This is a genomic window from Streptomyces sp. CB01249 (assembly GCF_001905735.1).
GTDB lineage: Bacteria > Actinomycetota > Actinomycetes > Streptomycetales > Streptomycetaceae > Streptomyces.
Genome location: NZ_LISW01000007.1, coordinates 128,640 through 154,573, shown reverse-complemented (window position 1 = coordinate 154,573; position 25,934 = coordinate 128,640). Strand labels below are relative to the sequence as shown.

21 protein-coding genes, 1 tRNA gene and 1 pseudogene are annotated in these 25,934 nt (G+C 72.2%); 8 read left to right on the top strand and 15 right to left on the bottom strand.

Annotated elements, in window-relative coordinates; all coding sequences use genetic code 11:
• Positions 1–157 precede the first annotated feature (157 nt).
• The 3 genes from AMK18_RS27470 to AMK18_RS27460 form a co-directional block, all read right to left on the bottom strand.
• Entirely contained in the window at positions 158–1,900 is a 1,743-nt protein-coding gene (locus AMK18_RS27470) for an FG-GAP-like repeat-containing protein (RefSeq protein ID WP_073864881.1), read from the bottom strand.
• A gap of 179 nt (positions 1,901–2,079) precedes the next feature.
• The gene (locus AMK18_RS27465; RefSeq protein WP_018104118.1) at positions 2,080–2,766 is read right to left on the bottom strand and encodes a TetR/AcrR family transcriptional regulator; all 687 of its coding nucleotides are present in this window, start codon (positions 2,764–2,766) and stop codon (positions 2,080–2,082) included.
• Positions 2,763–3,746 (bottom strand): acyl-CoA desaturase, encoded by a 984-nt coding sequence (locus tag AMK18_RS27460; protein ID WP_018104117.1) that lies wholly within the window; start codon positions 3,744–3,746, stop codon positions 2,763–2,765. Before AMK18_RS27460 ends, AMK18_RS27465 begins: the two co-directional genes overlap by 4 nt.
• Positions 3,747–4,080: 334 nt before the next feature.
• Here AMK18_RS27460 and ppc point away from each other — a divergent pair, with 334 nt between their 5' ends.
• The gene (gene ppc / locus AMK18_RS27455; RefSeq protein ID WP_018104116.1) at positions 4,081–6,810 is read left to right on the top strand and encodes a phosphoenolpyruvate carboxylase; all 2,730 of its coding nucleotides are present in this window, start codon (positions 4,081–4,083) and stop codon (positions 6,808–6,810) included.
• Between the two features lie 81 nt (positions 6,811–6,891).
• On the opposite strand, the gene AMK18_RS27450 is transcribed toward ppc, so the two are convergent.
• The 7 genes and pseudogenes from AMK18_RS27450 to AMK18_RS27420 form a co-directional block, all read right to left on the bottom strand.
• Entirely contained in the window at positions 6,892–7,362 is a 471-nt protein-coding gene (locus AMK18_RS27450) for a hypothetical protein (protein ID WP_073864880.1), read from the bottom strand.
• 54 nt (positions 7,363–7,416) lie between these two features.
• Positions 7,417–8,010: an aminoacyl-tRNA hydrolase gene (pth, locus tag AMK18_RS27445; RefSeq protein ID WP_018104114.1), complete on the bottom strand. Its 594-nt coding sequence runs from the start codon at positions 8,008–8,010 to the stop codon at positions 7,417–7,419.
• Between the two features lie 105 nt (positions 8,011–8,115).
• Complete coding sequence (locus tag AMK18_RS27440) at positions 8,116–8,703, bottom strand: 50S ribosomal protein L25/general stress protein Ctc (RefSeq protein ID WP_018104113.1); 588 nt, start codon at positions 8,701–8,703, stop codon at positions 8,116–8,118.
• 195 nt (positions 8,704–8,898) lie between these two features.
• Complete coding sequence (locus AMK18_RS27435) at positions 8,899–9,873, bottom strand: ribose-phosphate diphosphokinase (protein WP_018104112.1); 975 nt, start codon at positions 9,871–9,873, stop codon at positions 8,899–8,901.
• Positions 9,874–9,993: 120 nt separating this feature from the next.
• Positions 9,994–11,442 carry a bifunctional UDP-N-acetylglucosamine diphosphorylase/glucosamine-1-phosphate N-acetyltransferase GlmU gene (gene glmU, locus AMK18_RS27430; protein WP_026171651.1) on the bottom strand — a complete coding sequence of 483 codons (1,449 nt, stop codon included), beginning with the start codon at positions 11,440–11,442 and terminating at the stop codon, positions 9,994–9,996.
• A gap of 108 nt (positions 11,443–11,550) precedes the next feature.
• Positions 11,551–11,621, bottom strand: a tRNA-Gln gene (locus AMK18_RS27425).
• Between the two features lie 11 nt (positions 11,622–11,632).
• Positions 11,633–12,429, bottom strand: a pseudogene (locus AMK18_RS27420) (hypothetical protein).
• A gap of 155 nt (positions 12,430–12,584) precedes the next feature.
• On the opposite strand from AMK18_RS27420, the gene AMK18_RS27415 reads away from it, so the two are divergent.
• Positions 12,585–13,886: a sensor histidine kinase gene (locus AMK18_RS27415; protein ID WP_198957093.1), complete on the top strand. Its 1,302-nt coding sequence runs from the start codon at positions 12,585–12,587 to the stop codon at positions 13,884–13,886.
• A 105-nt stretch (positions 13,887–13,991) separates the two neighbouring features.
• On the opposite strand, the gene AMK18_RS27410 is transcribed toward AMK18_RS27415, so the two are convergent.
• Both AMK18_RS27410 and AMK18_RS27405 read right to left on the bottom strand, forming a co-directional pair.
• A complete protein-coding gene (locus AMK18_RS27410) occupies positions 13,992–14,516 on the bottom strand; it encodes an SUKH-3 domain-containing protein (RefSeq protein ID WP_073864877.1) in 525 nt (174 codons plus the stop codon).
• An 8-nt stretch (positions 14,517–14,524) separates the two neighbouring features.
• Complete coding sequence (locus AMK18_RS27405) at positions 14,525–15,058, bottom strand: YwqJ-related putative deaminase (RefSeq protein ID WP_073864876.1); 534 nt, start codon at positions 15,056–15,058, stop codon at positions 14,525–14,527.
• 468 nt (positions 15,059–15,526) lie between these two features.
• Between AMK18_RS27405 and AMK18_RS27395 the strand changes: the two genes are divergently transcribed.
• The 3 genes from AMK18_RS27395 (at position 15,527) to AMK18_RS27385 (ending at position 20,131) form a co-directional block, all read left to right on the top strand.
• Complete coding sequence (locus tag AMK18_RS27395; RefSeq protein ID WP_026171650.1) at positions 15,527–16,504, top strand: SMI1/KNR4 family protein; 978 nt, start codon at positions 15,527–15,529, stop codon at positions 16,502–16,504.
• Between the two features lie 5 nt (positions 16,505–16,509).
• A complete protein-coding gene (locus tag AMK18_RS27390) occupies positions 16,510–18,978 on the top strand; it encodes an SUKH-4 family immunity protein (RefSeq protein ID WP_073864875.1) in 2,469 nt (822 codons plus the stop codon).
• A 196-nt stretch (positions 18,979–19,174) separates the two neighbouring features.
• Positions 19,175–20,131 carry a cellulose-binding protein gene (locus AMK18_RS27385; RefSeq protein ID WP_241836651.1) on the top strand — a complete coding sequence of 319 codons (957 nt, stop codon included), beginning with the start codon at positions 19,175–19,177 and terminating at the stop codon, positions 20,129–20,131.
• A 7-nt stretch (positions 20,132–20,138) separates the two neighbouring features.
• On the opposite strand, the gene AMK18_RS27380 is transcribed toward AMK18_RS27385, so the two are convergent.
• Positions 20,139–20,594, bottom strand: coding sequence for a MarR family winged helix-turn-helix transcriptional regulator (locus AMK18_RS27380; RefSeq protein ID WP_018104103.1), 456 nt, complete (start codon positions 20,592–20,594; stop codon positions 20,139–20,141).
• Positions 20,595–20,744: 150 nt separating this feature from the next.
• Between AMK18_RS27380 and AMK18_RS27375 the strand changes: the two genes are divergently transcribed.
• The gene (locus AMK18_RS27375; RefSeq protein WP_018104102.1) at positions 20,745–22,202 is read left to right on the top strand and encodes an MFS transporter; all 1,458 of its coding nucleotides are present in this window, start codon (positions 20,745–20,747) and stop codon (positions 22,200–22,202) included.
• A 28-nt stretch (positions 22,203–22,230) separates the two neighbouring features.
• Here the strand turns inward: AMK18_RS27375 and AMK18_RS27370 are convergent, their stop codons facing one another.
• Positions 22,231–23,139 carry a LysR family transcriptional regulator gene (locus AMK18_RS27370; RefSeq protein WP_073864873.1) on the bottom strand — a complete coding sequence of 303 codons (909 nt, stop codon included), beginning with the start codon at positions 23,137–23,139 and terminating at the stop codon, positions 22,231–22,233.
• A gap of 70 nt (positions 23,140–23,209) precedes the next feature.
• Between AMK18_RS27370 and AMK18_RS27365 the strand changes: the two genes are divergently transcribed.
• Entirely contained in the window at positions 23,210–24,142 is a 933-nt protein-coding gene (locus AMK18_RS27365) for an NAD-dependent epimerase/dehydratase family protein (RefSeq protein ID WP_073864872.1), read from the top strand.
• A 10-nt stretch (positions 24,143–24,152) separates the two neighbouring features.
• Positions 24,153–25,046, top strand: a complete 894-nt coding sequence (locus tag AMK18_RS27360) for an aldo/keto reductase (protein ID WP_073864871.1) — start codon at positions 24,153–24,155, stop codon at positions 25,044–25,046.
• On the opposite strand, the gene AMK18_RS27355 is transcribed toward AMK18_RS27360, so the two are convergent.
• Positions 25,036–25,920, bottom strand: a complete 885-nt coding sequence (locus tag AMK18_RS27355; protein WP_073864870.1) for a haloalkane dehalogenase — start codon at positions 25,918–25,920, stop codon at positions 25,036–25,038. The two genes, AMK18_RS27360 and AMK18_RS27355, sit on opposite strands and share 11 nt — an antisense overlap.
• Positions 25,921–25,934: the final 14 nt, after the last annotated feature.

Sequence of the window (25,934 nt, the reverse complement as noted above, 5' to 3'; positions counted from 1 at the left end):
AAAGCCCCCCCAGGGGTCACGTGGTGGAACCGGGAGAAACGCCTTCACGGGCACGGTACGTGCAAGGTGAAGCATTCCCGGGATGTGCCCAGACTCTACAACGCCCCGCCCCCGCGCGGGCGGGAACGGGGCGTCATGGTGAAGCGGTCACGCGGGCCTAGTAGAGGCCGTTGTAGATGTCCCAGCCGTAGCCGATCTTGACGCGCTTGTTGATCTTGCCGGTGCCGGTGGACGAGTAGCGGTACACGTCGCCCTTGCCGTCGACGCCGACCAGGTCGGCCTTGCCGTCGCCGTCCAGGTCGCCCGGGGCCGCGAACTGCTTGTACGTGTTGTAGCCGTAGCCGAGCTTGACGCGGGCCTTGAGCGGCTTGGTGGCGCTGCCCGTGCCCTTGTACAGGTACAGGTTGCCCTTGGTGTCGCGCGCCACGACGTCCGCGATGCCGTCGCCGCTGAGGTCTCCGGCGCCGACGATCTTGTTGTACGTGTTGAAGCCGTAGCCGACCTTGATCCTGGACGCGAGCTTGGTGCCGAGCCCGTTGCCCTTGAACAGGTACAGGTCGCCGGCCTTGGTGCGGCCGAGGAGGTCGCCCTTGCCGTCGCCGCTCAGGTCGCCGGGGCCGACGAGGGCGGTGTAGCCGCTCCAGCCACCGCCGAGGTCCGAACCCTCGTTGTACAGCGTGCCGTTGTACGTCTCCATCAGGTCGGCCATGCCGTCGTTGTCGAGCGACGACGGGAAGTTGATGGTCGCCCCCGCCCAGCCGCCGCTGTCGCTCGCCTGGATGCGGGCGCTGAGCTTGCCGTTGTTCTTGGCGTAGTACCAGTAGAGCGTGCCGCCCTTGGTACGGGCCATCAGCTCGTTCTTGCCGAAGTCGGGGTTGCCGCCCCCGCCCGCGAAGAGGCCGACGGCGTTCCAGCCGGAGCCGCCTCCCCTCCGCTTGAGGAAGGTGCCGGTGCCGGTGGACTCGTACAAGTACAGCGCGCCGCTCGGCGTACGCGCCAGCAGGTCACCGAGGCCGTCGCCGGTGCCGTCGTCGACCGGGATGATCTGGTTGTAGATGTCCCAGCCGTAACCGACCTTGACGCGCGCCTTGTACGGCGCCGAGGCGTTCCCGGTGCCCGCGTAGTAGTACAGGTCACCGGCGGGCGTACGGGCGTAGATGTCGCCGATCCCGTCGCCGTTGACGTCGTTGGCGCCGACGATCTGGTCGTACGAGCCCCAGCCGTAGCCCACCTTGACGCCGGCCTTGAAGGGCGCGCCGCCCAGGTTGCCGGTGCCGGTGTACAGGTAGATGTCGCCGGAGGGCGTACGCGCGAGCAGGTCCCCGGTCCCGTCGCCGTTCAGGTCACCCGCCGAGACGACCTTGTTGTACCGCTGCCAGCCGGTGCCGCTCCAGTAGGGGTAGGACGCCCCGGTGGAGTCCTGGCCCGAGCGGAGCGAGAGCTTGCCGGACGCGGTCAGCGTGAGGATCTCGGGGCTGCCGTCGTGGTTCAGGTCGCCCGGCGTGATGATGTCCTTGTACTTCTCGTTGAGGTCGTCCTCACCGATGTAGTACGCGTAATTGTCGGCGTTGCCCGCCGGACTGATGTACAGGTTGCCGTCGATCGCGCGGTACAGCATGTCGCTGTAGCCGTCGCCGGTGACGTCGAAACGCGGGGCGGCGGGGACGACCGCCGCCTTCGCGCCTGCGGCGCCCGCCGCCCGCGACTTCTTCTTCGCGGTGGGCGCGGGCAGGGTCAGCGTGGGCTGTGCGTCGGCGGCGGGCACACGCGGCTGAGTGGCGCGGTGCGGCGCGGGCGCCGTGTCATCGGCCGAAGCCGGAGCGGCCAGCAGCATGCCGGCCGAGAGAACGAGTGCGGTGCAGGCGGCGAGCCGCCGCGCACGCTTCGAGCGTGCGGGCATGGCACGGCCGGGTTCCACAGAAGTCAAAGCCCCCCCAGGGGTACGTGGTGGAACCGGGAGAACGGCCTTCACAAGTGCGTCACACGCAGGGTGAGGCATTCCCGGGATGTTCACAGACTCTACAACTGTGACAGCCGGGACTGAAGTGGTTTACCGATGAAACAACATCGCTTCGGCCGTCAGCTCTTGCGATGCCCTATCAGCCGCGGCTTCGACTCCAGGTTCTCCAGACCGTGCCAGGCCAGGTTCACCAGATGGGCCGCGACCTCCGCCTTCTTCGGCTTGCGTGCGTTCACCCACCACTGGCCGGTCAGCGCCACCATGCCCACCAGCGCCTGCGCGTACAGCGGGGCCAGCTTCGGATCGAAGCCCCGGGCCTTGAACTCCAGGCCGAGGATGTCCTCGACCTGGGTCGCGATGTCACTGATCAGCGAGGCGAAGGTGCCCGTCGACTGGGCGACCGGCGAGTCCCGGACCAGGATGCGGAAGCCGTCGGTGTACGTCTCGATGTAGTCCAGGAGCGCGAACGCCGCCTGCTCCAGCAGCTCCCGGGGGTGCCCCGCGGTCAGGGCGCTCGTCACCATGTCAAGCAGCTGGCGCATCTCCCGGTCCACCACGACCGCGTACAGCCCCTCCTTGCCGCCGAAGTGTTCGTAGACGACCGGCTTCGACACCCCCGCGCGGGCCGCGATCTCCTCGACCGACGTGCCCTCGAAGCCCTTGTCGGCGAACAAGGTGCGACCGATGTCCAGCAACTGCTCGCGGCGTTCCTTCCCCGTCATCCGCACCCGGCGGGCCCGCCGGGACGAAGGTGCACGGGTGTTCTCGCTGCCTGCGCTGGAGTCGGTCGCCACATCGTCCATCATGCCGCGTCGGCCGCCGCGCGGTTGCGCCGGGACTCGATACGGGCCTCGTCCGGCCAGCGCACGTCGTACGCCCAGCCGGCCTGCTCGAACCAGCGGATGAGACGCGCGCTCGAATCGATCTGACCGCGCATCACGCCGTGCCGGGCGCTCGTCGGGTCCGCGTGGTGCAGGTTGTGCCAGGACTCGCCGCAGGACAGGACCGCCAGCCACCACACGTTGCCGGACTTGTCGCGGGACTTGAAGGGGCGCTTGCCGACCGCGTGGCAGATCGAGTTGATCGACCACGTCACGTGGTGCAGCAGCGCCACCCGTACGAGCGAGCCCCAGAAGAACGCCGTCGCCGCGCCCCACCAGGACATCGTCACCAGCCCGCCGACCAGCGGGGGAATCGCCAGCGAGATGATCGTGAAGGTCATGAAGTGGCGCGAGATCCGGCGGATCGCCGGGTCCTTGATCAGGTCCGGCGCGTACTTCTGCTGCGGGGTCTGCTCCTCGTCGAACATCCACGCGATGTGGGCCCACCACAGGCCCTTCAGCAGCGCCGGCAGCGTCTCGCCGAACCGCCACGGCGAATGCGGGTCGCCGTCCGCGTCCGAGAACCGGTGGTGCTTGCGGTGATCGGCCACCCAGCGCACCAGCGGACCCTCGACGGCCAGCGAACCGGCCACCGCCAAGGCGATACGGAGCGGACGCTTCGCCTTGAACGAGCCGTGCGTGAAGTACCGGTGGAAGCCGATCGTGATGCCGTGGCAGCCGATGAAGTACATCGCCACCATCAGACCCAGATCGAGCCAGCTCACACCGCGGCCCCAGGCCAGCGGCACCGCCGCCACCAGGGCCACGAACGGCAGGACGATGAACAGCAGGAGCGCGATCTGCTCGATCGACCGCTTGTTGTCCCCGCCGAGCGTGGCGGAGGGAGGAGCCGGATCACCGGCCGCCGGGGCGGCGGCCTCGATCACATCGGGGCTGGTCTTCATGGGGAGTCCCCTGGGGGTGAGAACGGGACGGACAGCCGGGTTACGCACCCGTAACCTACGGCCTCGTAAGTATGGCAGCGCGAAGGCCCGCCCACGAGAGGGCGAAACACCGCGCACAGACGCGCGAATACCGGGTAGACACACACCGCGTACCCCGGCCGGACCGCCACCCGACACGGAGGCCCGTCCGGGGCGCGAACAGCACCGAAAGCACGGACACCTATCCTGGAGAGGTCGGACAGCGCGGTCCGCACCCTGCTTTCCGGGGTGGCGTCGGCATCCGCCGACCGCGGTCCCGGGTCCCGTGCACCACCACTGCAAGGAGCCGCACACTGTGAGCAGTGCCGACCAGACCCCCGCCGCCAGCCCCGAGCTGCGCGCCGACATCCGCCGCCTCGGCGACCTGCTGGGCGAAACCCTGGTACGCCAGGAGGGCCAGGAACTCCTCGACCTCGTCGAGCAGGTCCGCGCCCTGACCCGCACCGACGGCGAGGCCGCGGCCGAGCTCCTCGGCGACACCGGCCTGGAGACCGCCGCCAAGCTCGTCCGCGCCTTCTCCACCTACTTCCACCTGGCCAACGTGACCGAGCAGGTCCACCGCGCCCACGAGATGCGCGACCGCCGGTCCGCCGAGGGCGGCCTCCTCGCCCGCACCGCCGACCGGCTCAAGGACGCCGACCCCGAGCACCTGCGCGCCACCGTCAAGAACCTCAACGTGCGCCCCGTCTTCACCGCGCACCCCACCGAGGCCGCCCGGCGCTCCGTCCTCAACAAGCTCCGCCGCATCGCCGCCCTCCTGGAGACCCCGGTCATCGAGGCCGACCGCCGCCGCCAGGACCTCCGGCTCGCCGAGAACATCGACCTCATCTGGCAGACCGACGAGCTCCGCGTCGTACGCCCCGAGCCCACCGACGAGGCCCGGAACGCGATCTACTACCTGGACGAGCTGCACGCCAACGCCGTCGGCGACGTCCTGGAGGACCTGGCCGCCGAGCTGGAGCGCGTCGGCGTCGAACTCCCCGCCGGCACCCGCCCCCTCACCTTCGGCACCTGGATCGGCGGCGACCGCGACGGCAACCCCAACGTGACCCCCGCGGTCACCTGGGACGTCCTCATCCTCCAGCACGAGCACGGCATCACCGACGCCCTCGAACTGGTCGACCAGCTCCGCGGACTGCTCTCCAACTCCATCCGCTACACCGGCGCCACCGACGAACTCCTCGCCTCCCTCCAGGCCGACCTGGACCTCCTCCCCGAGATCAGCCCCCGCTACAAGCGGCTGAACGCCGAGGAGCCCTACCGGCTCAAGGCCACCTGCATCCGCCAGAAGCTCGTCAACACCCGCGAGCGCCTCGCCTCCGGCCGCCCCCACCGCCCCGGCTGCGACTACCTCGGCACCGCCGAACTCATCAGCGACCTCGCCCTCATCCAGGACTCGCTGCGCCGCCACAAGGCCGGCATCGTCGCCGACGGCCGCATGGACCGCACCATCCGCACGCTCTCCGCGTTCGGCCTCCAGCTCGCCACCATGGACGTCCGCGAACACGCCGACGCCCACCACCACGCCCTCGGCCAGCTCTTCGACCGGCTCGGCGAGGAATCCTGGCGCTACGCCGACATGCCCCGCGACTACCGGCAGAAGCTCCTCGCCAAGGAGCTCCGCTCCCGCCGCCCCCTCGCGCCCACCCCGGCCCCGCTCGACGCGGCCGGTGAGAAGACCCTCGGCGTCTTCCACACCATCAAGGAAGCCTTCCAGCGCTTCGGCCCCGAGGTCATCGAGTCCTACATCATCTCGATGTGCCAGGGCGCCGACGACGTCTTCGCCGCCGCCGTCCTCGCCCGCGAGGCCGGCCTCGTCGACCTCCACGCCGGATGGGCCGAGATCGGCATCGTCCCGCTCCTGGAGACCACCGACGAGCTGCGCGCCGCCGACGTCATCCTCGACGAGATGCTCGCCGACCCCTCCTACCGGCGCCTCGTCTCCCTGCGCGGCGACGTCCAGGAGGTCATGCTCGGCTACTCCGACTCCTCCAAGTTCGGCGGCATCACCACCTCCCAGTGGGAGATCCACCGCGCCCAGCGCCGCCTGCGCGACGTCGCCCACCGCTACGGCGTACGGCTGCGCCTCTTCCACGGCCGCGGCGGCACCGTCGGCCGCGGCGGCGGCCCCTCGCACGACGCGATCCTCGCCCAGCCCTGGGGCACCCTGGAGGGCGAGATCAAGGTCACCGAGCAGGGCGAGGTCATCTCCGACAAGTACCTCATCCCGGCGCTCGCCCGGGAGAACCTGGAACTGACCGTCGCGGCCACCCTCCAGGCGTCCGCCCTGCACACCGCGCCCCGCCAGTCCGACGAGGCCCTGGCCCGCTGGGACGCGGCCATGGACACCGTCTCCGACGCCGCCCACGCCGCCTACCGCAAGCTGGTCGAGGACCCCGACCTGCCCTCGTACTTCCTGGCCTCCACCCCGGTGGACCAGCTCGGCAACCTGCACCTGGGCTCGCGGCCCTCCCGCCGCCCCGGCTCCGGCGTCTCGCTCGACGGACTGCGCGCCATCCCGTGGGTCTTCGGCTGGACCCAGTCCCGCCAGATCATCCCGGGCTGGTTCGGCGTCGGCTCCGGCCTCAAGGCCCTGCGCGAGGCCGGCCTCGACACGGTCCTGGAAGAGATGCACGAGCAGTGGCACTTCTTCCGCAACTTCCTCTCCAACGTCGAGATGACGCTCGCCAAGACCGACCTGCGCATCGCCCGGCACTACGTCGACACCCTCGTCCCCGACGAGCTCAAGCACGTCTTCGACGTCATCGAGGCCGAGCACGCCCTCACCGTGCAGGAGGTCCTGCGCGTCACCGGCGGCGAGAAGCTGCTCGACACCAACCCGGTGCTCCAGCAGACCTTCGCCATCCGCGACGCCTACCTGGACCCGATCTCCTACCTCCAGGTCTCCCTGCTCGCTCGCCAGCGCCAGGCCGCCGAAGCCGGCGAGGAGGAGGACCCGCTCCTCGCCCGCGCCCTGCTGCTCACCGTCAACGGTGTCGCCGCGGGCCTCCGCAACACCGGCTGACCCGGCACCGCACGACGACGGGGCGCGGGGATCTCCTCCCCGCGCCCCGTCGCACGTCCGGCGGCCGCCCACCACGCGATCTCACAGCGCGATGAACGCCGCCACCAGCAGCACCCCGCCCGCGATCCCGGTGCCCCAGGCCGTCCGCGTCAGCCGCAGACCCCCGCCGATCACCAGGGCCGCCAGCACCAGCGCCCCGCCCAGCGGCACCCACGCGTGCAGGAACCCCGGCGCCCCCGTCCGCACCACGTCGTCCGTCCCCGGCTTCACCACCACCGGGAAGCGGTCGCCCTTCCGGGCCGCCACCGAGCTGTCCACCGACACCCGCGACCGCGCCGCCGCCCCGTCGCCCGGCGCGAACGACCCCGTACACACGTCGTCGCCGCACCCCGTCACCGTCATCGTCCCGTGCTCCCGGCCCTTCGCCAGCACGATGTGGTGCGCCGCGTCCCACGACGTCAGCACACCCGCCACCAGCAGCACCACGACGACGAGGCCGAGCGCCGCACTGCGGCCGTACAACAGGGCACGGTGGGAGGGGTTCCGCTTCATGGGCCCAGATCCTTGGCCAGAGCCCCTCGGCCGGTCAAGCCGGGCCCGTACCGCTCAGGTGTTGTACGCGGACTGGGCCCGCTCCAGACCCTCCGCCAGCAGGCACTCCACCGCGTCCGCAGCCCGGTCCACCTCGAACGCCAGCTCCTTGCGCTCCGTGGACGAGAAGTCCTTCAGCACGAAGTCCGCGACCTGCATCCGCCCCGGCGGCCGCCCGATCCCGAACCGCACCCGGTGATAGTCCGGGCCCATCGCCTTCGTCATCGACTTCAGCCCGTTGTGCCCGTTGTCCCCGCCGCCCAGCTTCAGCCGCAGCGTCCCGTAATCGATGTCCAGCTCGTCGTGGACCGCCACCACATGGTCCAGCGGCACCTTGTAGAAGTCCCGCAGCGCCGCCACCGGACCCCCGGACAGATTCATGTACGACATCGGCTTCGCGACCACCACCCGGCGGCTCAGCGGACCCGGCGGACCGATCCGGCCCTCCAGCACCTGCGCCTGCGCCTTCGGGGCGCGCTTGAACTTCCCGCCGATCCGCTCGGCGAGCAGGTCGGCGACCATGAAACCGACGTTGTGCCGGTTCGCCGCGTACTCGGGGCCGGGATTGCCCAGCCCCACGATCAGCCAGGGGTCGGTGGCGTCGGACATCGCGCGAAGTCTCCTCGTACAGGGGGAGCGGACAGGAAAACGGGGCGGCGGCTCCCCTCGTGAAGGGAGACCACCGCCCCGTCAGTCAAGCAGGCGGGAGAAGGCTCAGGCCTCCTCGCCCGCCTCCTCGGCGGACTCGGCGGCCGGCTCCTCGGCCTGCGCGGCGACGACCTGGAGCACGATGGCGTCCTCGTCACCGGCGAGCACGGAGCCCTTGGGCAGCGGGATGTCCTTGGCGAGGATCGACGCACCGGCGTCCAGACCCTGCACGGAGACCGTGACGGACTCGGGGATGTGGGTGGCCTCGGCCTCGACCAGGAGGGTGTTCTGCACGTACTCGAGCAGGTTGCCGCCCGGGGCCAGGTCGCCCTCGACGTGCACCGCGACCTCGACGTTGACCTTCTCGCCGCGCTTCACGGTCAGCAGGTCGACGTGCTCGATGTCGCCCTTGAGCGGGTTGCGCTGGACGGCCTTCGGGATGACCAGGGCGTCCTTGCCGTCGAGCTCCAGGCCGATCAGGACGTTGGCGGTGCGGAGCGCGAGCTGCAGCTCGTGGGCCGGAAGCGTGATGTGGACGGACTCGGCGCCGTGGCCGTAGACGACCGCGGGGACCTGGTTGGCGCGACGCGCGCGACGGGCGGCGCCCTTGCCGAACTCGGTACGGACCTGGGCGGCGAGCTTGATCTCGGCCATGGTGGCACTCCTCGTGGGGTGACGGACATACGGACGGTCACCCGGCCAACACCTACTGGCCTGCTACGAAGAGCGCGCCGATAACGGAGCCCCGTACATGAGTACGGCCTCCCTCGCCGAGCAACTCGCTGAGTCTACCCGGCGGGGAGGCCGCACCCCAAAGTGGATCAACGGCGACGTGGTCGCCGCCCCTTCCTACTGCTCCTCGAACAGGCTCGTGACCGAGCCGTCCTCGAAGACCTCGCGCACCGCGCGGGCGATCGTCGGGGCGATCGACAGCACCTTGATCTTGTCGAGCTCCAGCTCACCCGGCGTCGGCAGGGTGTCCGTGAACACGAACTCGCTGACCTTCGAGTTCTTCAGGCGGTCCGCCGCGGGGCCCGAGAGCACACCGTGCGTCGCCGTCACGATGACGTCCTCGGCGCCGTGCGCGAACAGGGCGTCGGCGGCGGCGCAGATCGTGCCACCGGTGTCGATCATGTCGTCGACCAGGACGCAGACCCGGCCCTTCACATTGCCGACGACCTCGTGGACGGTCACCTGGTTGGCGACGTCCTTGTCACGGCGCTTGTGCACGATCGCCAGCGGGGCGTCCAGACGGTCGCACCAGCGGTCGGCGACACGCACGCGGCCGGCGTCCGGCGAGACGATCGTCAGCTTGGAACGGTCCACCTTGGCGCCCACGTAGTCCGCCAGGATCGGCAGCGCGAACAGGTGGTCCACCGGACCGTCGAAGAAGCCCTGGATCTGGTCGGTGTGCAGGTCGACCGTCAGTATCCGGTCCGCACCCGCCGTCTTCATCAGGTCCGCGACCAGACGGGCCGAGATCGGCTCGCGGCCGCGGTGCTTCTTGTCCTGGCGGGCGTAGCCGTAGAACGGCACGATCACCGTGATCGAGCGGGCCGACGCGCGCTTCAGCGCGTCCAGCATGATCAGCTGCTCCATGATCCACTTGTTGATCGGAGCCGTGTGGCTCTGGATCAGGAAGCAGTCCGCGCCGCGCGCCGACTCCTGGAAGCGGACGTAGATCTCACCGTTGGCGAAATCGAAGGCCTTCGTCGGCACGAGACCGACACCCAGCTGGTGTGCGACCTCCTCGGCCAGCTCGGGGTGGGCGCGGCCGGAGAAGAGCATCAGTTTCTTCTCGCCGGTCGTCTTGATCCCGGTCACAGCACAGTCTCCTCAGACGTGTTCCTGGCGCCGCACGCAGATGTCCCGATGTGCAACGAGCCAGCCGAAATGGGGTGAGCATCTATCACGGTACGCGGTGCTGGACGCACCTGTTTCCGGTCAGCTTTCGCCGGCCGGCCTCTCCTCCGCCGCCTGAGCCGCCTGCGCGGCGGCGCTCCCGGGACGCTTGCGCGCCACCCAACCCTCGATATTCCTTTGCTGGCCCCGGGCCACGGCCAGCGAGCCGGACGGCACGTCCTTCGTGATGACCGAACCGGCGGCGGTGTAAACACCGTCCCCGACCGTGACAGGCGCCACAAACATATTGTCCGACCCGGTACGGCAGTGCGACCCGATCGTCGTGTGGTGCTTGGCCACCCCGTCGTAGTTCACGAACACGCTCGCGGCACCGATGTTGGTGTGGTCGCCGATCGTCGCGTCGCCCACGTACGACAGGTGCGGGACCTTGGTCCCCTCGCCGATCGTCGCGTTCTTCATCTCGACGTACGTCCCCGCCTTGGCCTTCGGGCCCAGCTTGGTGCCCGGCCGCAGGTAGGCGTACGGGCCCACCAGCGCGCCCGGGCCCACCTCGGCGCCCTCCGCCACCGTGTTGTCCACCCGCGCGCCCGCGTGCACGACGGTGTCCGTCAGCCGCGAGTTCGGGCCGACCTCGGCGTCCTCCGCGAGGTGCGTGGCGCCCAGCAGCTGGGTGCCCGGGTGCACGATCGCGTCGCGCTCGAAGGTCACCGTGACGTCGATCAGCGTCGAGCCGGGGTCGACCACGGTTACACCGGCCGTCATGGCGCGCTCGAGCAGCCGCTGGTTCAGCAGCCGGCGGGCCTCCGCCAGCTGGACGCGGTTGTTGATGCCCAGGATCTCCCGGTGGTCGCCCGCCACGCAGGCGCCGACCCGGTGCCCGGCCTCGCGCAGGATCGACAGCACGTCGGTGAGGTACTCCTCGCCCTGGCTGTTGTCCGTCCGCACCTGGCCGAGCGCCTCGGCGAGGAGCTTCCCGTCGAACGCGAACACCCCGGAGTTGATCTCCCGGATCGCCCGCTGCTCGTCGCTCGCGTCCTTGTGCTCCACGATCTCGGTGACCGCGCCGGAGGCCGCGTCGCGCACGATCCGCCCGTAGCCGGTGGAGTCGGGGACCTCGGCGCTGAGCACGGTGACCGCGTTGCCGTCGGCGGTGTGCGTGGCGGCGAGCGCGGCCAGCGTCTCGCCGGCCAGCAGCGGGGTGTCCCCGCACACGACGACGACGGTGCCCTCGACGACCCCGCCCAGCTCGTCGAGCGCGACCCGCACCGCGTTCCCGGTGCCCTTCTGCTCGGCCTGGTAGGCGGTACGCACCTGCGCGTCGGCGCCGGTGAGGTGGGCGGTGACCTGCTCGTGCGCGTGGCCCACGACCACGACGAGGTGCTGGGGGTCCAGCTCACGGGAGGCGGCGACGACATGACCGACGAGCGAGCGCCCGGAGATCTCGTGCAGAACCTTGGGGGTCTTCGACTTCATGCGGGTGCCCTCACCCGCTGCGAGGACGACGACGGCTGCCGGGCGTACGGAGCTCACGAATAGGCCCTTCGGCTTCGGGTGGTGGACATCCGCAGGATACCGGGGGGCGTTCGCCCGGACATGGGCGCGGGCCCCGACCGGATCGGTCGGGGCCCGCGCGAAGAGCTCCCGGGGAAGGAATCGAACCCTCATTCAATGGACCAAAACCATTTGTCCTGCCATTAGACGACCCGGGATGGCTTTTCTGTTATGTCCGATTTCCTTGATCGGTTCGTTCTGCAGCACCTACTATGCCGCACCACCAGCCCTCGATGCGACGGTACAGCTCAGCGCTTTTGTTCACGCGCACCACCAGGCAGCCGTGGTAACCCTCGCCGGTGTTCTTGCGGTTGGTGACGGGATTGTGCTTCTTGAGCGTGGTCTTGCCGAACAATCCTGACCGGCCGACCTCCTCTCTCCAGAACCGCTCTGCCTCGGGCACATCCGCCGACTCATGGATGTGCACGTGAAACCGAAGGTGCTCGGACGGGACATCCAGGAGGCGGAGCCAGGCCAGGAAAACGCGGATCATGTGCGGGTCGCTGTTGACGAAGGTCACCCGCTCCTGGCGACGGTGAGGTTTGGCCTTGGTGCCCTCGGCCCAGTAGAGCCCGACCCCGAGCATGAACAACTCCCGCTCGGTCACCGTTCCGATCTCGGCGGCCGCGTCCCGCTTGGTCTGCTGTCGCTCCGCCTCTCGCCGCTCAAGGGTGGCTTCCCAGCCCCGCCTGGCGATGGCGGAGGCATCCTCGCGCGAGCGCTTCGGCGGCTTCGGCAGATCCCGCACCCACAACGAGATCGACCCCTTCGAGCACCCCAGCTCCACCTGGATCTGGTCGTACGTCTTCCCCTCCAGTCGCAGCTCCCGCGCCTTCGCCCTCAGGTCGTCCTTCGCGCGCGGGCGCTTCGTCCACTCCGGCGGCGGCTCAGCCCCTCCCGCCGTAACGTCACCGCCCGTTCGCGCAAGCCCTCGAAATCCGCGTACTTGCTCGTGATTTCCGTCATGCGCCAAGCGTTGTCCGGAATCCGGACGTCCGGGTCGAATGGGCGGTCGATTCGTTATTTCGGGCGGTTGTTCCTCATTCGGCCTCCGGTCGAACGTACGACGTGCTGTGCAGGTCACCGGAAAATGGGATGCGGGCGCCCGTACGCTGGATGCCATGACCGCAACGGGGGAAGACCGGGAAGCGGCGGGTCCGACCACCCGTGGCTACTGGTGGTGGGAACGGCGACGGAGTGTCGCGCTGGATGTGGGGCTCGCGCTCGTTTCGGCGCTGGAGTGCGGGCTCGAAGGGGTGGACTTCGCGGGGGACTCCGGGCTTCCGGTGCCCTTCGGGGTGGTGTTCGGGCTGATCGCGGGAGCCGTGCTGCTGGTGCGGCGGCGGTGGCCGATCGCCGTGGTGCTGGTCTCGATCGCGACGACGCCCGCCGAGATGGGCTTCCTGATGGGCCTCGTCGGCCTGTACACGCTGGCCGCGTCCGAGGTGCCCCGGCGGATCACCGCGGTGCTGATGAGCATGTCCCTGGTGGGGACGTTCATCGTGACGTACGTACGGCTGCGCCAGGGCGTGAACGAGAACGCCGACTTCGGGCCCGGCGACTGGTACGTGCCCATGCTGTCCCTCTTCATGGCTGTCGGGCTGACCGCCCCGCCGGTCCTGTTCGGGCTGTACATAGGGGCACGGCGCCGGCTGATGGAGAGCCTGCGGGAGCGCGCGGACTCCCTGGAGCGGGAGCTGTCGCTGCTGGCGGACCGGGCCGAGGAGCGGGCCGAGTGGGCCCGTACGGAGGAGCGGACCCGGATCGCCCGCGAGATGCACGACGTGGTCGCCCACCGGGTGAGCCTGATGGTCGTGCACGCGGCGGCGCTCCAGGCCGTGGCGCCCAAGGACCCCGCGAAGGCCGTGCGCAACGCGGCCCTGGTCGGCGACATGGGGCGCCAGGCGCTCACCGAGCTCCGCGAGATGCTGGGCGTCCTGCGCACCGGTGATCCCGCGCCCGCCCGGGTGGAGCAGGTGCCGCTGGCCTCCGTGGGCCGGGCGGCCCAGGCCGCGGCGGAGGACGGACCGCGGCTGGACGAGATGGAGGCGCTGGTCGGTCAGTCGCGCGCCGCCGGCATGACCGTCGAGCTCTCGGTCGAGGGCGCCGCCCGCGTGTACGCGCCCGAGGTCGAGCAGACGGCGTACCGCGTGGTGCAGGAGGCCCTGACCAACGTCCACAAGCACGCGGCGGGCGCGAAGACGTGGGTGCGGCTGGCGCACCGGGGCGCCGAGGTCGCCATGCAGGTGGAGAACGGCCCGACGGACGCGGCGACCGCCGACGCGGGCCTGCCCAGCGGCGGCAACGGCCTGGTCGGCATGCGCGAACGCGTCCTCGCCCTGGGCGGCGTCTTCGTCTCGGGCCCCACGGACGCGGGCGGCTTCCGGGTCTCGGCGGTCCTCCCGGACGAGAACGGCGCCTGAACCCCGTCCGGCGGCGGCATCTCAAGCCCGTCCGGCGTTTGAGGACGGAACCCTCGCGGTGGTGACCGCGCACCCGGCGTGAACCCGCGCGCCGGAGACCCCGGCTCAGCCCGAGACCAACCGCTCCGGCTGCAACCCCGTCACCAGCGTCGCCAGCGCGGTGTCGATGTCCTGGCCGAGGTACCAGTCCCCGGTGTGGTCGATGGAGTACACCCGCCCGGCCAGGTCGATCGCCAGGACGGCCTGCCCGTCCCCCTCCTCGCCGAGCGGCGCCACCTCGGTGGCCAGCGCGCGGCCGAGGTCGCCGAGGGTGCGGGCGAGGTGCAGCCCGCTCAGCGGGTCGATGCGGACGGCCGGCGGCGCGATCTGGCGCCCCGGCGCGGTGGCGGTGATGCGGAGGCCGCCGAACTCGGCCCACGCCTCGACCGCCGCCGGGAAGACGGCGTGCTGGTGCCCGGCGGGCGAGGCGTGCGAGCGCAGGGCGTCGGCCCATTCCTCGGCCTGGCGGATGTCCCAGCGGCCGGGCGCCCAGCCGGCGTCCCGCAGGGCGGCGTCGACGGCGACGGGGAAGCGGGTGGCGGACTGGCGGTCGGGGCCGGTCTGCCGGGGCAGGTCGGTGCGGTCGTGCATGGGCGCGGTCAGCTCTTCTCTGCGGTGGTGGCCGCGCCGCTCGCGGTGAGGTCGACCGGGCGCACGCCGAAGTGGGCGAGCATGACGGCGCAGGAGCGGCAGGGTGCCGCGTAGGTGCCGTGCAGCGGGTCGCCGTCCTCGCGGATGCGGCGGGCGGTGAGCCGGGCGTGCTTCAGGGCGCGGCGGGCCTCGCCGTTGGTGAGGGGCTTGCGCTGGGCTCGCTTGGAGCGCCCGGCCTCGGCGGCGGTGAGGTGCCGGGAGAGGAGTATGGCCTCGGGGCAGCGGCCGGTGAACCGTTCGCGCTGCGCGCTGGGGAGGGTGTCCAGGAAGTCCTGGACGAGGTGGTGCAGGACCGGCGGCTGGTCGCCCTTGCCGGCGGTGCAGGTGAGTGTTTCGCCCCGTACGGACAGGGCGGCGGCGACGGCGGGCAGGATGCCGTCGCGGCGCTGGCCGAGCCGGGGCGCGGGGCCCTTCTCGGTGCTGCTCCAGCTGAGTCGTGGGTCCCCGGTCGTGACGGTCTGTGCAGAGTGTGCGGTGTGCATGGTGCTGTGTCCCTCCCGTGCCCGCAGCGGCCGCTGCTTAGTGTGCACGCCCCCGTGTATGCGGGTGACAGCCTGCCAAATGTGACGGGTCCTGTGAAAGCTGGGTCGCTGAAACGTGTCTGCGTGTCGCGGTTCGGTGGCGCTCCCGTCGCTCTTCCGTCACTCCGTTGTGACGTTTGGTGACGGTTCTGGCCAGGGGGTGCCTTGCCGGTCAGGGTCGGCCAGGCCGCGGCGTCTGGTGCGGTGCATCGCAAGGCGCCGGGGCGTCCTCATCGCGGAGCGATTAGGGCGTTTCGGCAACGCGGCGAGGTGCCGTGCCAGGCGTCGTGGACCCGGCCCTGACCGGCAAGGCACCCCCTAGGGCTGGCGGGGCCGGTCCCCGTACGGGTGACACCGCTTAGGCTGTGCCTGGACCGCCTCCTGGGCAGGTCGGTCCTCATCAGCCAGACGCAGCAGGGGGCAACCGCCATGACGACAGGTCGGCTCGGGCAGCAAGCCGCGCCACCGAACGCGGCCTACGCCGGGCAGCTCGTGCACTTCCCGGACCCGGTCCGGGCGTCCCGGCACCCCAGAGGGGTGCGGATGGACGAGAACGGCTGTCCGGACTTCTCGCCGTACGCGCGCGCCGCGGCGGAGATCGCGGAGCCTCCGCAGGGTTTCGGTGTGGACGAGCTGCGGCTCACGGACTACGTGTCCGCGAACGCGGCGCTGGCCGAGGCCGGGCACGAGCTGTGGGACACGATCCCGCCGGTCGCGACGCCGCACGGCTGGACCTGGCACCACGTGCCGGGCGGCCGCCGGATGGAGCTGATCCCGGTCGAGGTGAAGGCGCTGCTGCGCCACCACGGCGGGCTCGCGTCCACGGAGGTCGACCAGGACAAGCGGGGCACGCGCCCGCTCCAGGAGACGCGCCCCGCGCACTTCCGGCTGCCCAAGGGCGCCGTGGCGGTGACCGAGCAGCAGATCCTGGGTGTCGAGGAGGACCTCGGCTACCGGCTGCCGGGTGCGTACCGCTCGTTCCTGAAGGCGGCGGGCGGTTCGGCCCCGGTGGGCACGGCGCTCGACGCGGAGCTGGGTCTCCTGATCGACCAGCCGTTCTTCACGGTGCGCGAGGAGGCCGCCGTGAACGACCTGGTGTACGTCAACAAGTGCCTGCGCGACCACCTGACGAAGGACTACCTCGGTGTGGCCTTCGTGCAGGGCGGCCTGCTCGCGGTGAAGGTGCGCGGTGCGGCCCTGGGTTCGGTGTGGTTCTGCGCGTACGACGACGCCCGGGACCGTGACGGCTGGACGGTGCAGGAGCGGGTGGACCGGCTGCTGCTGCCGTGCGGTGAGGACTTCGACGCGTTCCTCCAGCGGCTGGCGGGCAATCCGCCGGAGCTGGAGACGGTGGCGAACCTGATGGTGGACGGCGGCTTCGCGCAGGCCGTCCCGGTGGAGGGGTGAGCGCGATGGTGACCTTCGCTCAGGCGCAGGAACGCGCTGAGGAGTGGGTGAACGGCGACGTTCCGGCGTACCAGCATCGTGAGGTGTGCGTACGCGAATTCGAACTCGGATTCGTGGTGTGGGCCGAGGACCGCGCGGACGGACCGGTCTCCGACGGTGGCCGCCAGCGGCTGGTGATCGCGCGGGACAGCGGCGAGGCGACGCTGTGGCCCGGGCTGCCGGTCGGTGAGGTGATCCGGCGGTACGAGGAGGAGTACGGCTCGCAGGAAGTTCCGCCGGCCGCCCCGGCGCCGCCCGAGCGGGTGGACCTGAACCAGACGTCGTTCCTGCTGAGTCCGCCGGAATGGCTCCAGGAGGCGGCGGACAAGCTGGGCATCCCGGACCGGCGTGCGGAGCGGGACGACACCCCGCCGCCCGCGCCCCAGGCCCCGTCGTCCTTCCCGCCGCCCGCCCCGATCCCGTCGTCCCCGACGCCCTCGCAGGGCGGTTCGGTGGCGTACGAGCCGACCGCTTCGGACGGCGTACCGGCCTCCTCGCTCCAGCCGCCCGTCGGGGCCACGCCGTGGGCGGGCACCGATGTGAACGCGGACTCGGACGACGCGGAGGTGGCGCTTCCGGCGACGGTGTTCGCGCCGCCGCTGTCGGGCGCCGACGACGAGGAGGAGCTGCCCCCGGTCGTCCCGGCGGACGCGCCGACGGCGCTGATGTCGGGCGGCAGTGCGCTGCCGAAGACCGCGATCGCGCCGAGCCTGGGCGGCGAGCGCCCGCCGGTGCCGGGTCCGCCCGTGCCGGGGACCGCCGTGCCGGGTCCGCCCGTGCCCGGTCCGCCGGTCCCGGGGCAGCACACGCCGCCCCCCGCCCAGCACACGCCCCCGCCCGCCCAGCACACCCCGCCTCCCGGTCCGCCCGGCGGCCCCGGGGCCGGGGACATCGCCGACGCCGCGACGAGCAAGGCGGCCCTTCCGCCGCGCGCCTCGCGGGGGAACACGCCTCCGCCGCCGCCCGGTGCCCCCGGCACCCCGGGGGCCCGGCCGGGTGCCCCGGTGCCGCCGCCCTCGGGCCCGGGTGCGCCCGGCGCGCCCGCGGGCGGCTATGTGCCGACGCAGCTCGTCTCCCAGCTGGGCCCGCCCGGCGCCCCGCAGCCGCCCGGCCCGCCGACGCCGCCGCCCCCCGGTGGCGGGGTGCACCAGGCGGCCACGATGTTCGCCGACGCGTCGTCCGGCGCGGGCATCCCGCAGCCGCCCGGCCCGCCGGGTGTGCCGGGCGCGCCCCAGCCGCCCGGTCCGCCCGGAGTCCCCGGTGCGCCCGCCGGGCAGCAGCCGCCTCCGCCGCCGCCGGGGGCGACGCCTCCGCCCGGCCCGGGCGGGGTGCATCACGCGGCGACGATGCTCGCGGGTCCGGCGCAGACCGGCGGTCCGGGCGCGCCGCAGCCGCCGGGCCCGCCGGGTGCGCCGATGGGCGCGCCGCCCGCGTACGGCTATCCGCAGGCGCCGGCCGGTCAGCCGACCGTGGGTCCGGGCTACCAGGCGGTGCTGCGCTTCCGGGCGCCGGACGGCAGCGAGCAGCAGCTGATCCGCCGCTCGGCGCCGGGTACGCCGCATCCGGAGTGGCAGATGCTGCACGAGCTGCGGGCGATGAACGTGCCGCCGCAGCAGGTGATCGAGCTGCACACGGAGCTGGAGTCCTGTGAGCTGCCCGGCGGCTACTGCGCCCGGATGATCAGGGAGACCTGGCCGCAGGTGCGGATCACCTCCGTCGCCCCGTACGGCACGGATCACGCGAGCCGGCAGCAGGGCATGCAGCATCTGTTGACGCATCAGGGTGAGCTGCACCAGGTGGCGGACGGGCCCGCGCGGCCGGCGCCGGTGCGGGCGCCGCTGCCGCAGATGCAGCCCGCGCCGCCGGTGCCGCCGGAGGCGCTGGCCGAGGAGATGATGCAGACCTTCGGTCCGCAGGGTGTCCTCCGCTTCGACCAGCGCGCGGTGTCCCGTCAGGGTGTGCCGGAGATCGTGGGGCGGACCCTGGTGTGGGCGGGGCTGCCCGCCGACTTCGGGCCGTTCTTCTGGGCGCAGCCGGGTCAGCCGGTGGTGCCGACGCTGGCGGAGCTGGCGGCCCAGCGGCAGGTGCAGCCCGCGTCGGACGCGGGGTCGTATCTGGTGATGGGTTCGGACTTCGGCCGGGCGATCTGTGTCCAGTACGGGACCGCGCACATCGTGGCGGTGCCGGTGGAGGCGGGTCCGGGCGGTGCGCCGGTGCCGCCGCAGTTCGTGAACACGGGGCTGCCCGAGTTCGTGCGGTGCATGGCGCTGCTGGGCCGGATGTGGCGGCTGCGGTACGGGCTGAACCCGGAGCAGGCGGGCCGCTGGACGGTGGACTTCCAGGCGCAGCTGGTGGCGCTGGACCCGGCGGCGCTGGCGTCGCCGGAGAGCTGGTGGTCGGTGCTGCTGGAACAGATGTGGGACGGGCTGATCTGACCGTTCCGTGTGCGAGGCGTGGTGCCCGGTCCCTTTCGGGGGGCCGGGCACCACGCCTTTCCCGTATGTGATGCCGGTCGCTTCCGTCCGGAAAGCGCCGCATCGATTCAGACTTCCCGACCAATTGCCGCATCCTTGACGTAATGCTCGATGGCCGGAGCATCGCAGCCGGGATGATCGGAAAGAGGCGTCAGGGATGAGTTCTGCACCGGGGTCCGCGTACGGGTTCGTCGGTGTACGGGGCCGTGGGTACCGCCCGGAGCAGGTGGACCGCTTCGTGGCGGAGCTGGCGGCCGAGCGGGACGGGGCCGTGGACCGGGTGGCCCGGCTGACGGAGCGCGCGGAGGAGCTGGCGGCGGAGGCGGCCCGGCTCGACGAGGCCGTGGCGCGGCTGGCCCCGCCGGATTACGGGCCGCTGGGGGAGCGGGCGCTGCGGATCCTGGCGCTGGCGGAGGAGGAGGCCGGGGCACTCCTGGGCGCGGCGCGCGAGGAGGCGCAGGTGCTCCGGGACGCGGCGGACGCGGCGGCCCGGGCCCTGCGGGGCGAGGCGCGCGCGGACGCGGAGGCGGTCCGGGCGGCCGCGGAGAGCGCGGCCGGTGAGCGGGTGGCGGCGGCGGAGACGGCGGCCGGTGAGGCGCTGGAGGCGGCGCGTACGGAGGCGGCGCGGTTGCGCGAGGAGGCGGAGTCCGCGATGGCGGCGACCCGCAGCCGTACCGCGAGCGTGCTGGCGCACCAGGAGCAGGAGCACGCCGAGCGGCAGAAGGCGGCGGAGCGGGAGCTCGCGGACGCCGAGGCTGCGCAGGCGGCGGAGCACGCCGGGCTGATGGAGCGCGCGGAGGCGGAGCTGGCCGCCGCGCGCCGGGCCCGGGCGGAGGCGGAGGAGGCCGCGCGGCACGGCCAGGAGGACGCGGAGGCGCGGGCGGCCGAGCTGATCGCGCGGGCGCGGGTGCGTGAGGAGCGGGTGGTGCGCGAGACCGAGCGCATCCTGCGGGAGCACGAGGAGGGCCGCGAGGAGGTCCAGGCCCACATGGCCCACGTGCGCAGTTCGCTCGCGGCGCTGACGGGCCGGGTGTCCCCGGCGGCGGAGCCCGCGCCGGAATCCTCGCAGGAGGAGGACGCGCGGGTGCCCGCGCAGGAGCGGGCCCGGGGCTGACGGGCGCTCAGGGGCGGGGCCAGGGACGGCGCGAGAGCTCTTCGATGCTGCTGTTGAAGCGTTTGAGGTAGCCGGCGAAGGCCGCGATGTCCTCGTCGGGCCAGTCGTGCATGACCTGGTCCAGTGAGCGCACGACGCGTTCGCGTTCCGCGTCCAGGAGCCGGGCGCCCGCGTCGGTGATGCGGAATTTACGGGCCATGCCGCCGTCGGGGTCCGGGATGCGTTCGGCGAGTCCGGCGCGGGCCACGGCGGCGGTCTGGCGGTTGAGGGTGGAGGCGTCGAGGCCGAAGGCGTCGCTGAGTTCGCCGTTGGACATGGGGCCCTGGACGCGGAGCCGGCTGAGCAGGATGTACGCGCTGCGGTCGAGGAGGGCGTACTTGTGGCGTCCGCCGCGGTGGTCGGCGAGGCTGTGGCGGCCGAGCAGCATCTGCTCGTACTCCACCTCTTCCGTGGGCCTGGGCATGGCTGCGGCCTCCTGCTTCTGCTGCTGGTGAGCGGCGGCCCATTCTGGCACGGAGTGTGTACGTGGCACATAATGTGTATGACACATTGGGCATGTACGATGCATGTCGCTGTCCCGGCAGGCGGGACCACGCCCCAAGGAGCCCCCCTCATGGATGCCCCCCAGCCGACGGCGAGGACAGGCGCCGTCGTCGCCACCCTGGCCTTCGCCGGCACCGTGGCAGCGGTCATGCAGACGCTGGTCACGCCCCTCATCGCGGAACTGCCCCAGATCCTGGACACCTCGTCCTCCAACGCGGCCTGGGTCATCACCGTGACCCTGCTGGTCTCCGCGGTGTGCGTGCCGGTGTCCGGCCGGCTCGGCGACCTGCTCGGCAAGCGGCGGATGCTGCTCGCCTGCTCGGTGCCGCTGATCGCCGGTTCGGTGGTCTGCGCGCTCTCGTCCTCCGTCGTCCCGATGATCATCGGGCGCGGACTCCAGGGCATGGGCATGGGCATGGTCCCGCTCGGGATCGCGCTGCTGCGCGACGTGGTGCCGCCGGAGAAGATGAGCTCGTCCATCGCCCTGGTCAGCGCCTCGCTCGGGATCGGCGGCGCGCTCGGCCTGCCGATCGCCTCGGCGGTCGCGCAGTACGCCAGCTGGCGCGTGCTGTTCTGGGGCTCGGCCGTGCTCGCTGTCGCGATCTGCGCGCTGATCTGGGCCCTGATCCCGGACGTCCCGGCAGGCGCCAAGGGCCAGCGCTTCGACGTGCCCGGCGCGATCGGCCTCGCGGCCGGTCTGGTCTGCCTGCTCCTCGCGGTCTCGAAGGGCGCCGACTGGGGCTGGGCCTCCGGCACGACCATCGGCCTGTTCGCCGCCGCCGTGGTGATCCTCCTCGCCTGGGGCCTCTGGGAGCTGCGCACCACGGACCCGCTGGTGGACCTGCGTACCACCGCCCGCCCCCGGGTGCTCATCACCAACGTCGCGTCGCTCTTCGTCGGCTTCGGCATGTACGCGGGCATGCTGATCGCGCCCCAGCTGCTCCAGTTCCCCGAGGCCACCGGCTACGGGCTCGGCCAGACGATGCTCCAGGCCGGTCTGTGGATGGCCCCCGGCGGCATCATGATGATGGTCGTCTCCCCGTTCGGCGGGAAGCTCACCGACGCCCGCGGCCCGAAGTTCACCCTGATCTCCGGCGTCCTCGTCATCGCCGCCGCCTACGGCCTGGGCATCCTGCTGATGGGCTCCGCCTGGGGCCTGATGCTGTTCCTCATGGTCAGCAGCAGCGGTGTCGGCCTCGCGTACGGGGCGATGCCCGCCCTCATCATGAGCGCGGTCCCGGCCTCCGAGACCGCCGCCGCCAACGGCTTCAACACCCTCATGCGCGCCCTCGGCACCTCGGTCGGCGCCGCCGTGATCGGCGCGGTCCTCGCCCAGATGACCACCGAGGCGGGCGGCTACACCTTCACCTCCGAGTCCGGTTTCCGCACGGGCCTGGTCCTCGGCTGCGTGGTCGCCCTGGTCGCGGTCGCGATCTCCGCCTTCATCCCGGCGGTACGGGGCTCCGCCACCTCCTCGGACGCGGCGGACACCCCGGCCGCCCCGGAGACGGCGGCGGCCAAGAGCTGAACCGTACGTACGCACCGGGAGCGGTCCGTCAGCCGGCGGGCCGCTCCTGCCGTGCCGCGGCCTGTTTCCGCAGCGCCCGGACCAGGGTGGTGACCTGGACGCGGGTGCGGGGATGACCGAGCGTCGCGGCGCCGATGTGCCGCGCCGGGGCCGGCGGGCCGACCGGGACGGTGCGCAGGCCGGGGATGTCCGGGGTCAGCGCGACGGACGGGATCAGCGAGACGCCCATGCCCGCGGCGACCAGCGACCGGGCGAAGAAGTAGTCGGTCGTCGTGGCCCGGATGTCCGGGGCGAACCCGGCCCGCCCGGCGTAGCGGCGCAGGTACGCCTCCGTCTTCAGGCAGCCCAGCACCCACGGCTCACCGGCCAGTTCGGCGAGGTCGAGGCTGTCCCGGGAAGCGAGGCGATGGTGGCGCTCCAGCACGACGTGCAGCGGGTCGTCCATGAGCGGGGTCCACTCCGGCCCCGGCCCGCCGGGCAGCGGGCCGTCGAAGTGGTAGGCGAGCGCGAGGTCCACGGCACCCTGGCGGACCAGCGGGAGGCTGTCCTCGGGCTCGTACTCCCGGATGTGGACGACCGTGCCCGGGTGGGCCGCCGTCAGTTCGGTGAGGGCGCCGGGGAGCAGCAGCCGTCCCCCGCTGGTGAAGGTGGCGACGGTGAGCCGGGTCCGGCCCGTGGCGAGCTCGCCGACCTGCCGTTGCGCGTGGGCGAGTTCGGCGGCGACCGACTCGGCGGCGCCGACCATGATCCGGCCCGCCGGAGTCAGGGTGACCCCGCGCGTGCTGCGCGAGACGACCTGCGTGCCGAGGCCGCGTTCCAGGGCGGCCACCTGCTGGGAGACGGCCGAGGGGGTGAGGCGCAGGGCGGCGGCCGCCCGGTTGAAGCTGCCGTGCTCGGCCACGGCCCGCAGCACGCGGAGCCGCTGCACATCGATCAACAGTTTTCCTTCATACGGGTTCAGCAGGACGGTACTTCTGCTGCTGACGGTACGTCTCCAGGATGGAGGCATGCAAAGGATCTGCGTCATCGGCGGAAGCCGGTACTTCGGAAAACTCCTGGTCCAACGGCTGCTGGATGAGGGGCACTTGGTCACGGTCGTGAACCGCGGCTCCGCTCCGCCGCCCCCGGGCGCCGAGCACCTCGTCGTGGACCGTGACGACGAGGCCGCCCTCACCGCCGTCCTCGGGGACCGCACCTTCGACGTGGTCGTCGACCAGGTCTGCTACACCCCGGTCCAGGCCGCGAGCGCCGTCCGCGTCTTCGGCGGCCGCACCGCGCGGTACGTGATGACCTCCACCATCGAGGTCTACGATCCGGCGACGGCCGCGCTGCCGCCCCTCGCCCCCGGCGTCCCCATAACCGAGGAGCGTGTGGACCCGGCCGGGTGGCGGGTACGGCCGGACCTGCCCTGGCACGACGCGGCCTACCTGGAGGCCCACTACGCCGAGGGCAAGCGGCAGGCCGAGGCGGTGTTCACCCGGGAGGGCCGCTTCGCCTTCGCCTCCGTGCGCAGCGCCCACGTACTCGGCGGCGGCACACAGGAGTTCACCGGCCGCCTGGCGTACTACGTGGAGCGGGTCGGCCGGGGCGAGGCGATCGCCGTACACCGCGAGGAGCGGCCCACTGTCTTCATCCATTACGCGGAGCTGGCCGGCCTGCTCCACTGGGCCGCCACGGCCACCGGCTTCACCGGTCCGCTGAACGCCTGCTCCGACGGCCTGCTCGACGTGACCGGCCTGACCGCCGCCATCGCGGCCGAGAGCGGCGGGCGGGCCGTGCAGCGGACCGTCGCTCCGGGCGAGCCGACCGGCCCGTTCTCCTTCGACCGGTTCTACGCGATGAGCAACCGCCGTGCGAAGGAGCTGGGTTTCGTCTTCTCCCGTACCGCCGACTGGCTGCCCGCCGCCGTCGCCGAAGCGGCCGCCGCCCCCGCCGTCTGAGGAGTACGCCATGCGTCACCGCACCATCGGAGAGCTGAAGGTCAGTGCCATCGGGCTCGGGGCCATGCCGCTCTCCATCGAAGGACGCCCCGACGAGCGGCGGGCCGTGGCCACCGTCCACGCCGCGCTCGACGCGGGCATCACCCTCATCGACACCGCCGACAGCTACCACTGGCACGCCGATGAGCGAGGCCACAACGAACGCCTCGTCGCCCGCGCGCTGCGGAGCTACGGCGGCGGCACCTCCGGCGTGCTGGTCGCCACCAAGGGCGGGCGCGGACGGCCCGGCGACGGCAGCTGGACCGTCAACGGCACCCCCGAGCACCTCAGGCGGGCCGCCGAGGAGTCCGCCGGGCGCCTGGGCGTCGAGGCCATCGGCCTCTACCAGTTGCACAAGCCGGACCCCGGGGTGCCGTGGGCGGACTCCGTCGGCGCGCTCCGGGATCTGTTCGACGCCGGTACGATCCGCGCCGCCGGGATCTCCAACGTGACCACCGGGCAGATCCGCGCGGCCCGGGCCATCCTCGGCGACGCCCTGGTCTCCGTACAGAACCAGTACTCGCCCGCCGTGCGGGGCAGTGAGCCCGAGCTCCGGCTGAGCGAACGCGCGGGCCTGGCCTTCCTGCCGTGGAGCCCGCTGGGCGGCATCTCCCGCAGCGCGCTCGACGGCCCGTCGGGACCGGCCTCCGAAGGCACCGCCTTCCACCACGTCGCCGCCGCCCGCGGAGTGAGCCCCCAGCGGGTCGCCCTGGCCTGGCTGCTGGCCCGGTCACCGGCGATGGTCCCCGTGCCGGGAGCCAGCCGCCCGGCGTCCGTCCAGGACTCGGCGCGGGCTGCCGAACTCGACCTGGACGAGACCGAGTCGGCGCTGCTGGACGAGGCGGTGGACCGGCTCAGCCGGTGACCGGTGGGCGGCCGAGCCCGTGGCGGTCCGCCCACCCGGAGATCGCCGAGGCCAGCTCCTCCGGCCGGTCCTCCGGCGCGTGGTGCCCGGCGAGACCGCCCCGGAAGACCTCCAGGCCCGCGATGTTCGCCTCGCACCAGGCCACGGTTGCCGCGTCGGTCATGGCACCCGGGCCCGGCTCGAACGCGGCCAGAAGCTTGGGCACTTCGGGGCTCGCGGCCAGCCAGGCGTCGTAGCGCTCGATCCGGGCCACGACATCGGCGGGCTCACCGTCCAGCGGCATCATGCGCGTCCACGCCAGGACCGGGCGGCGGCTCTCCGGGGTCGGGAAGGGGCGGCGGTAGGCGTCGAGGTCGGCCGGGTCGAGCGGGGTGGCGAGCGTGGCCGGCAACCCCTCGATGAACGCGTCCTGCTCCAGGATCATGCGCTCGCCCACTCCGGGCGTACGGAGCAGGGTGAACAACTCGCGTCCGGCGGCCGGGAACTCGTCACCGTACAGCGGCTTCACGATCGTCTCCGTGAAGGCGAGCGCGCGGACGCTTCCGGGGAGGCGGGCGGCCCGGTCGAAGGCGAGCGCGCCGCCCCAGTCGTGGCCGATCAGCACGGCCGCGTCCAGGCCGAGCGCGTCGAACCAGGCGTCCAAGTGGCGGGCGTGGTCCTCGAAGGAGTAGGCGAGGTCCGGTTTGCCGGAGTCGCCCATGCCGATGAGGTCGGGAGCCAGCAGCCGGCGGCCGGGCGCGGCCACTCCCGGCAGGACGTCGCGCCAGAGGTGGGAGGAGGTCGGGTTGCCGTGCAGGAAGACGAACGGCAGACCGCCGGGGTCGCCGGACTCGCGGTAGTGGACGGTGGTACCGAGGACGGGAACGGTGGGCATGAGAGTGCGTCACA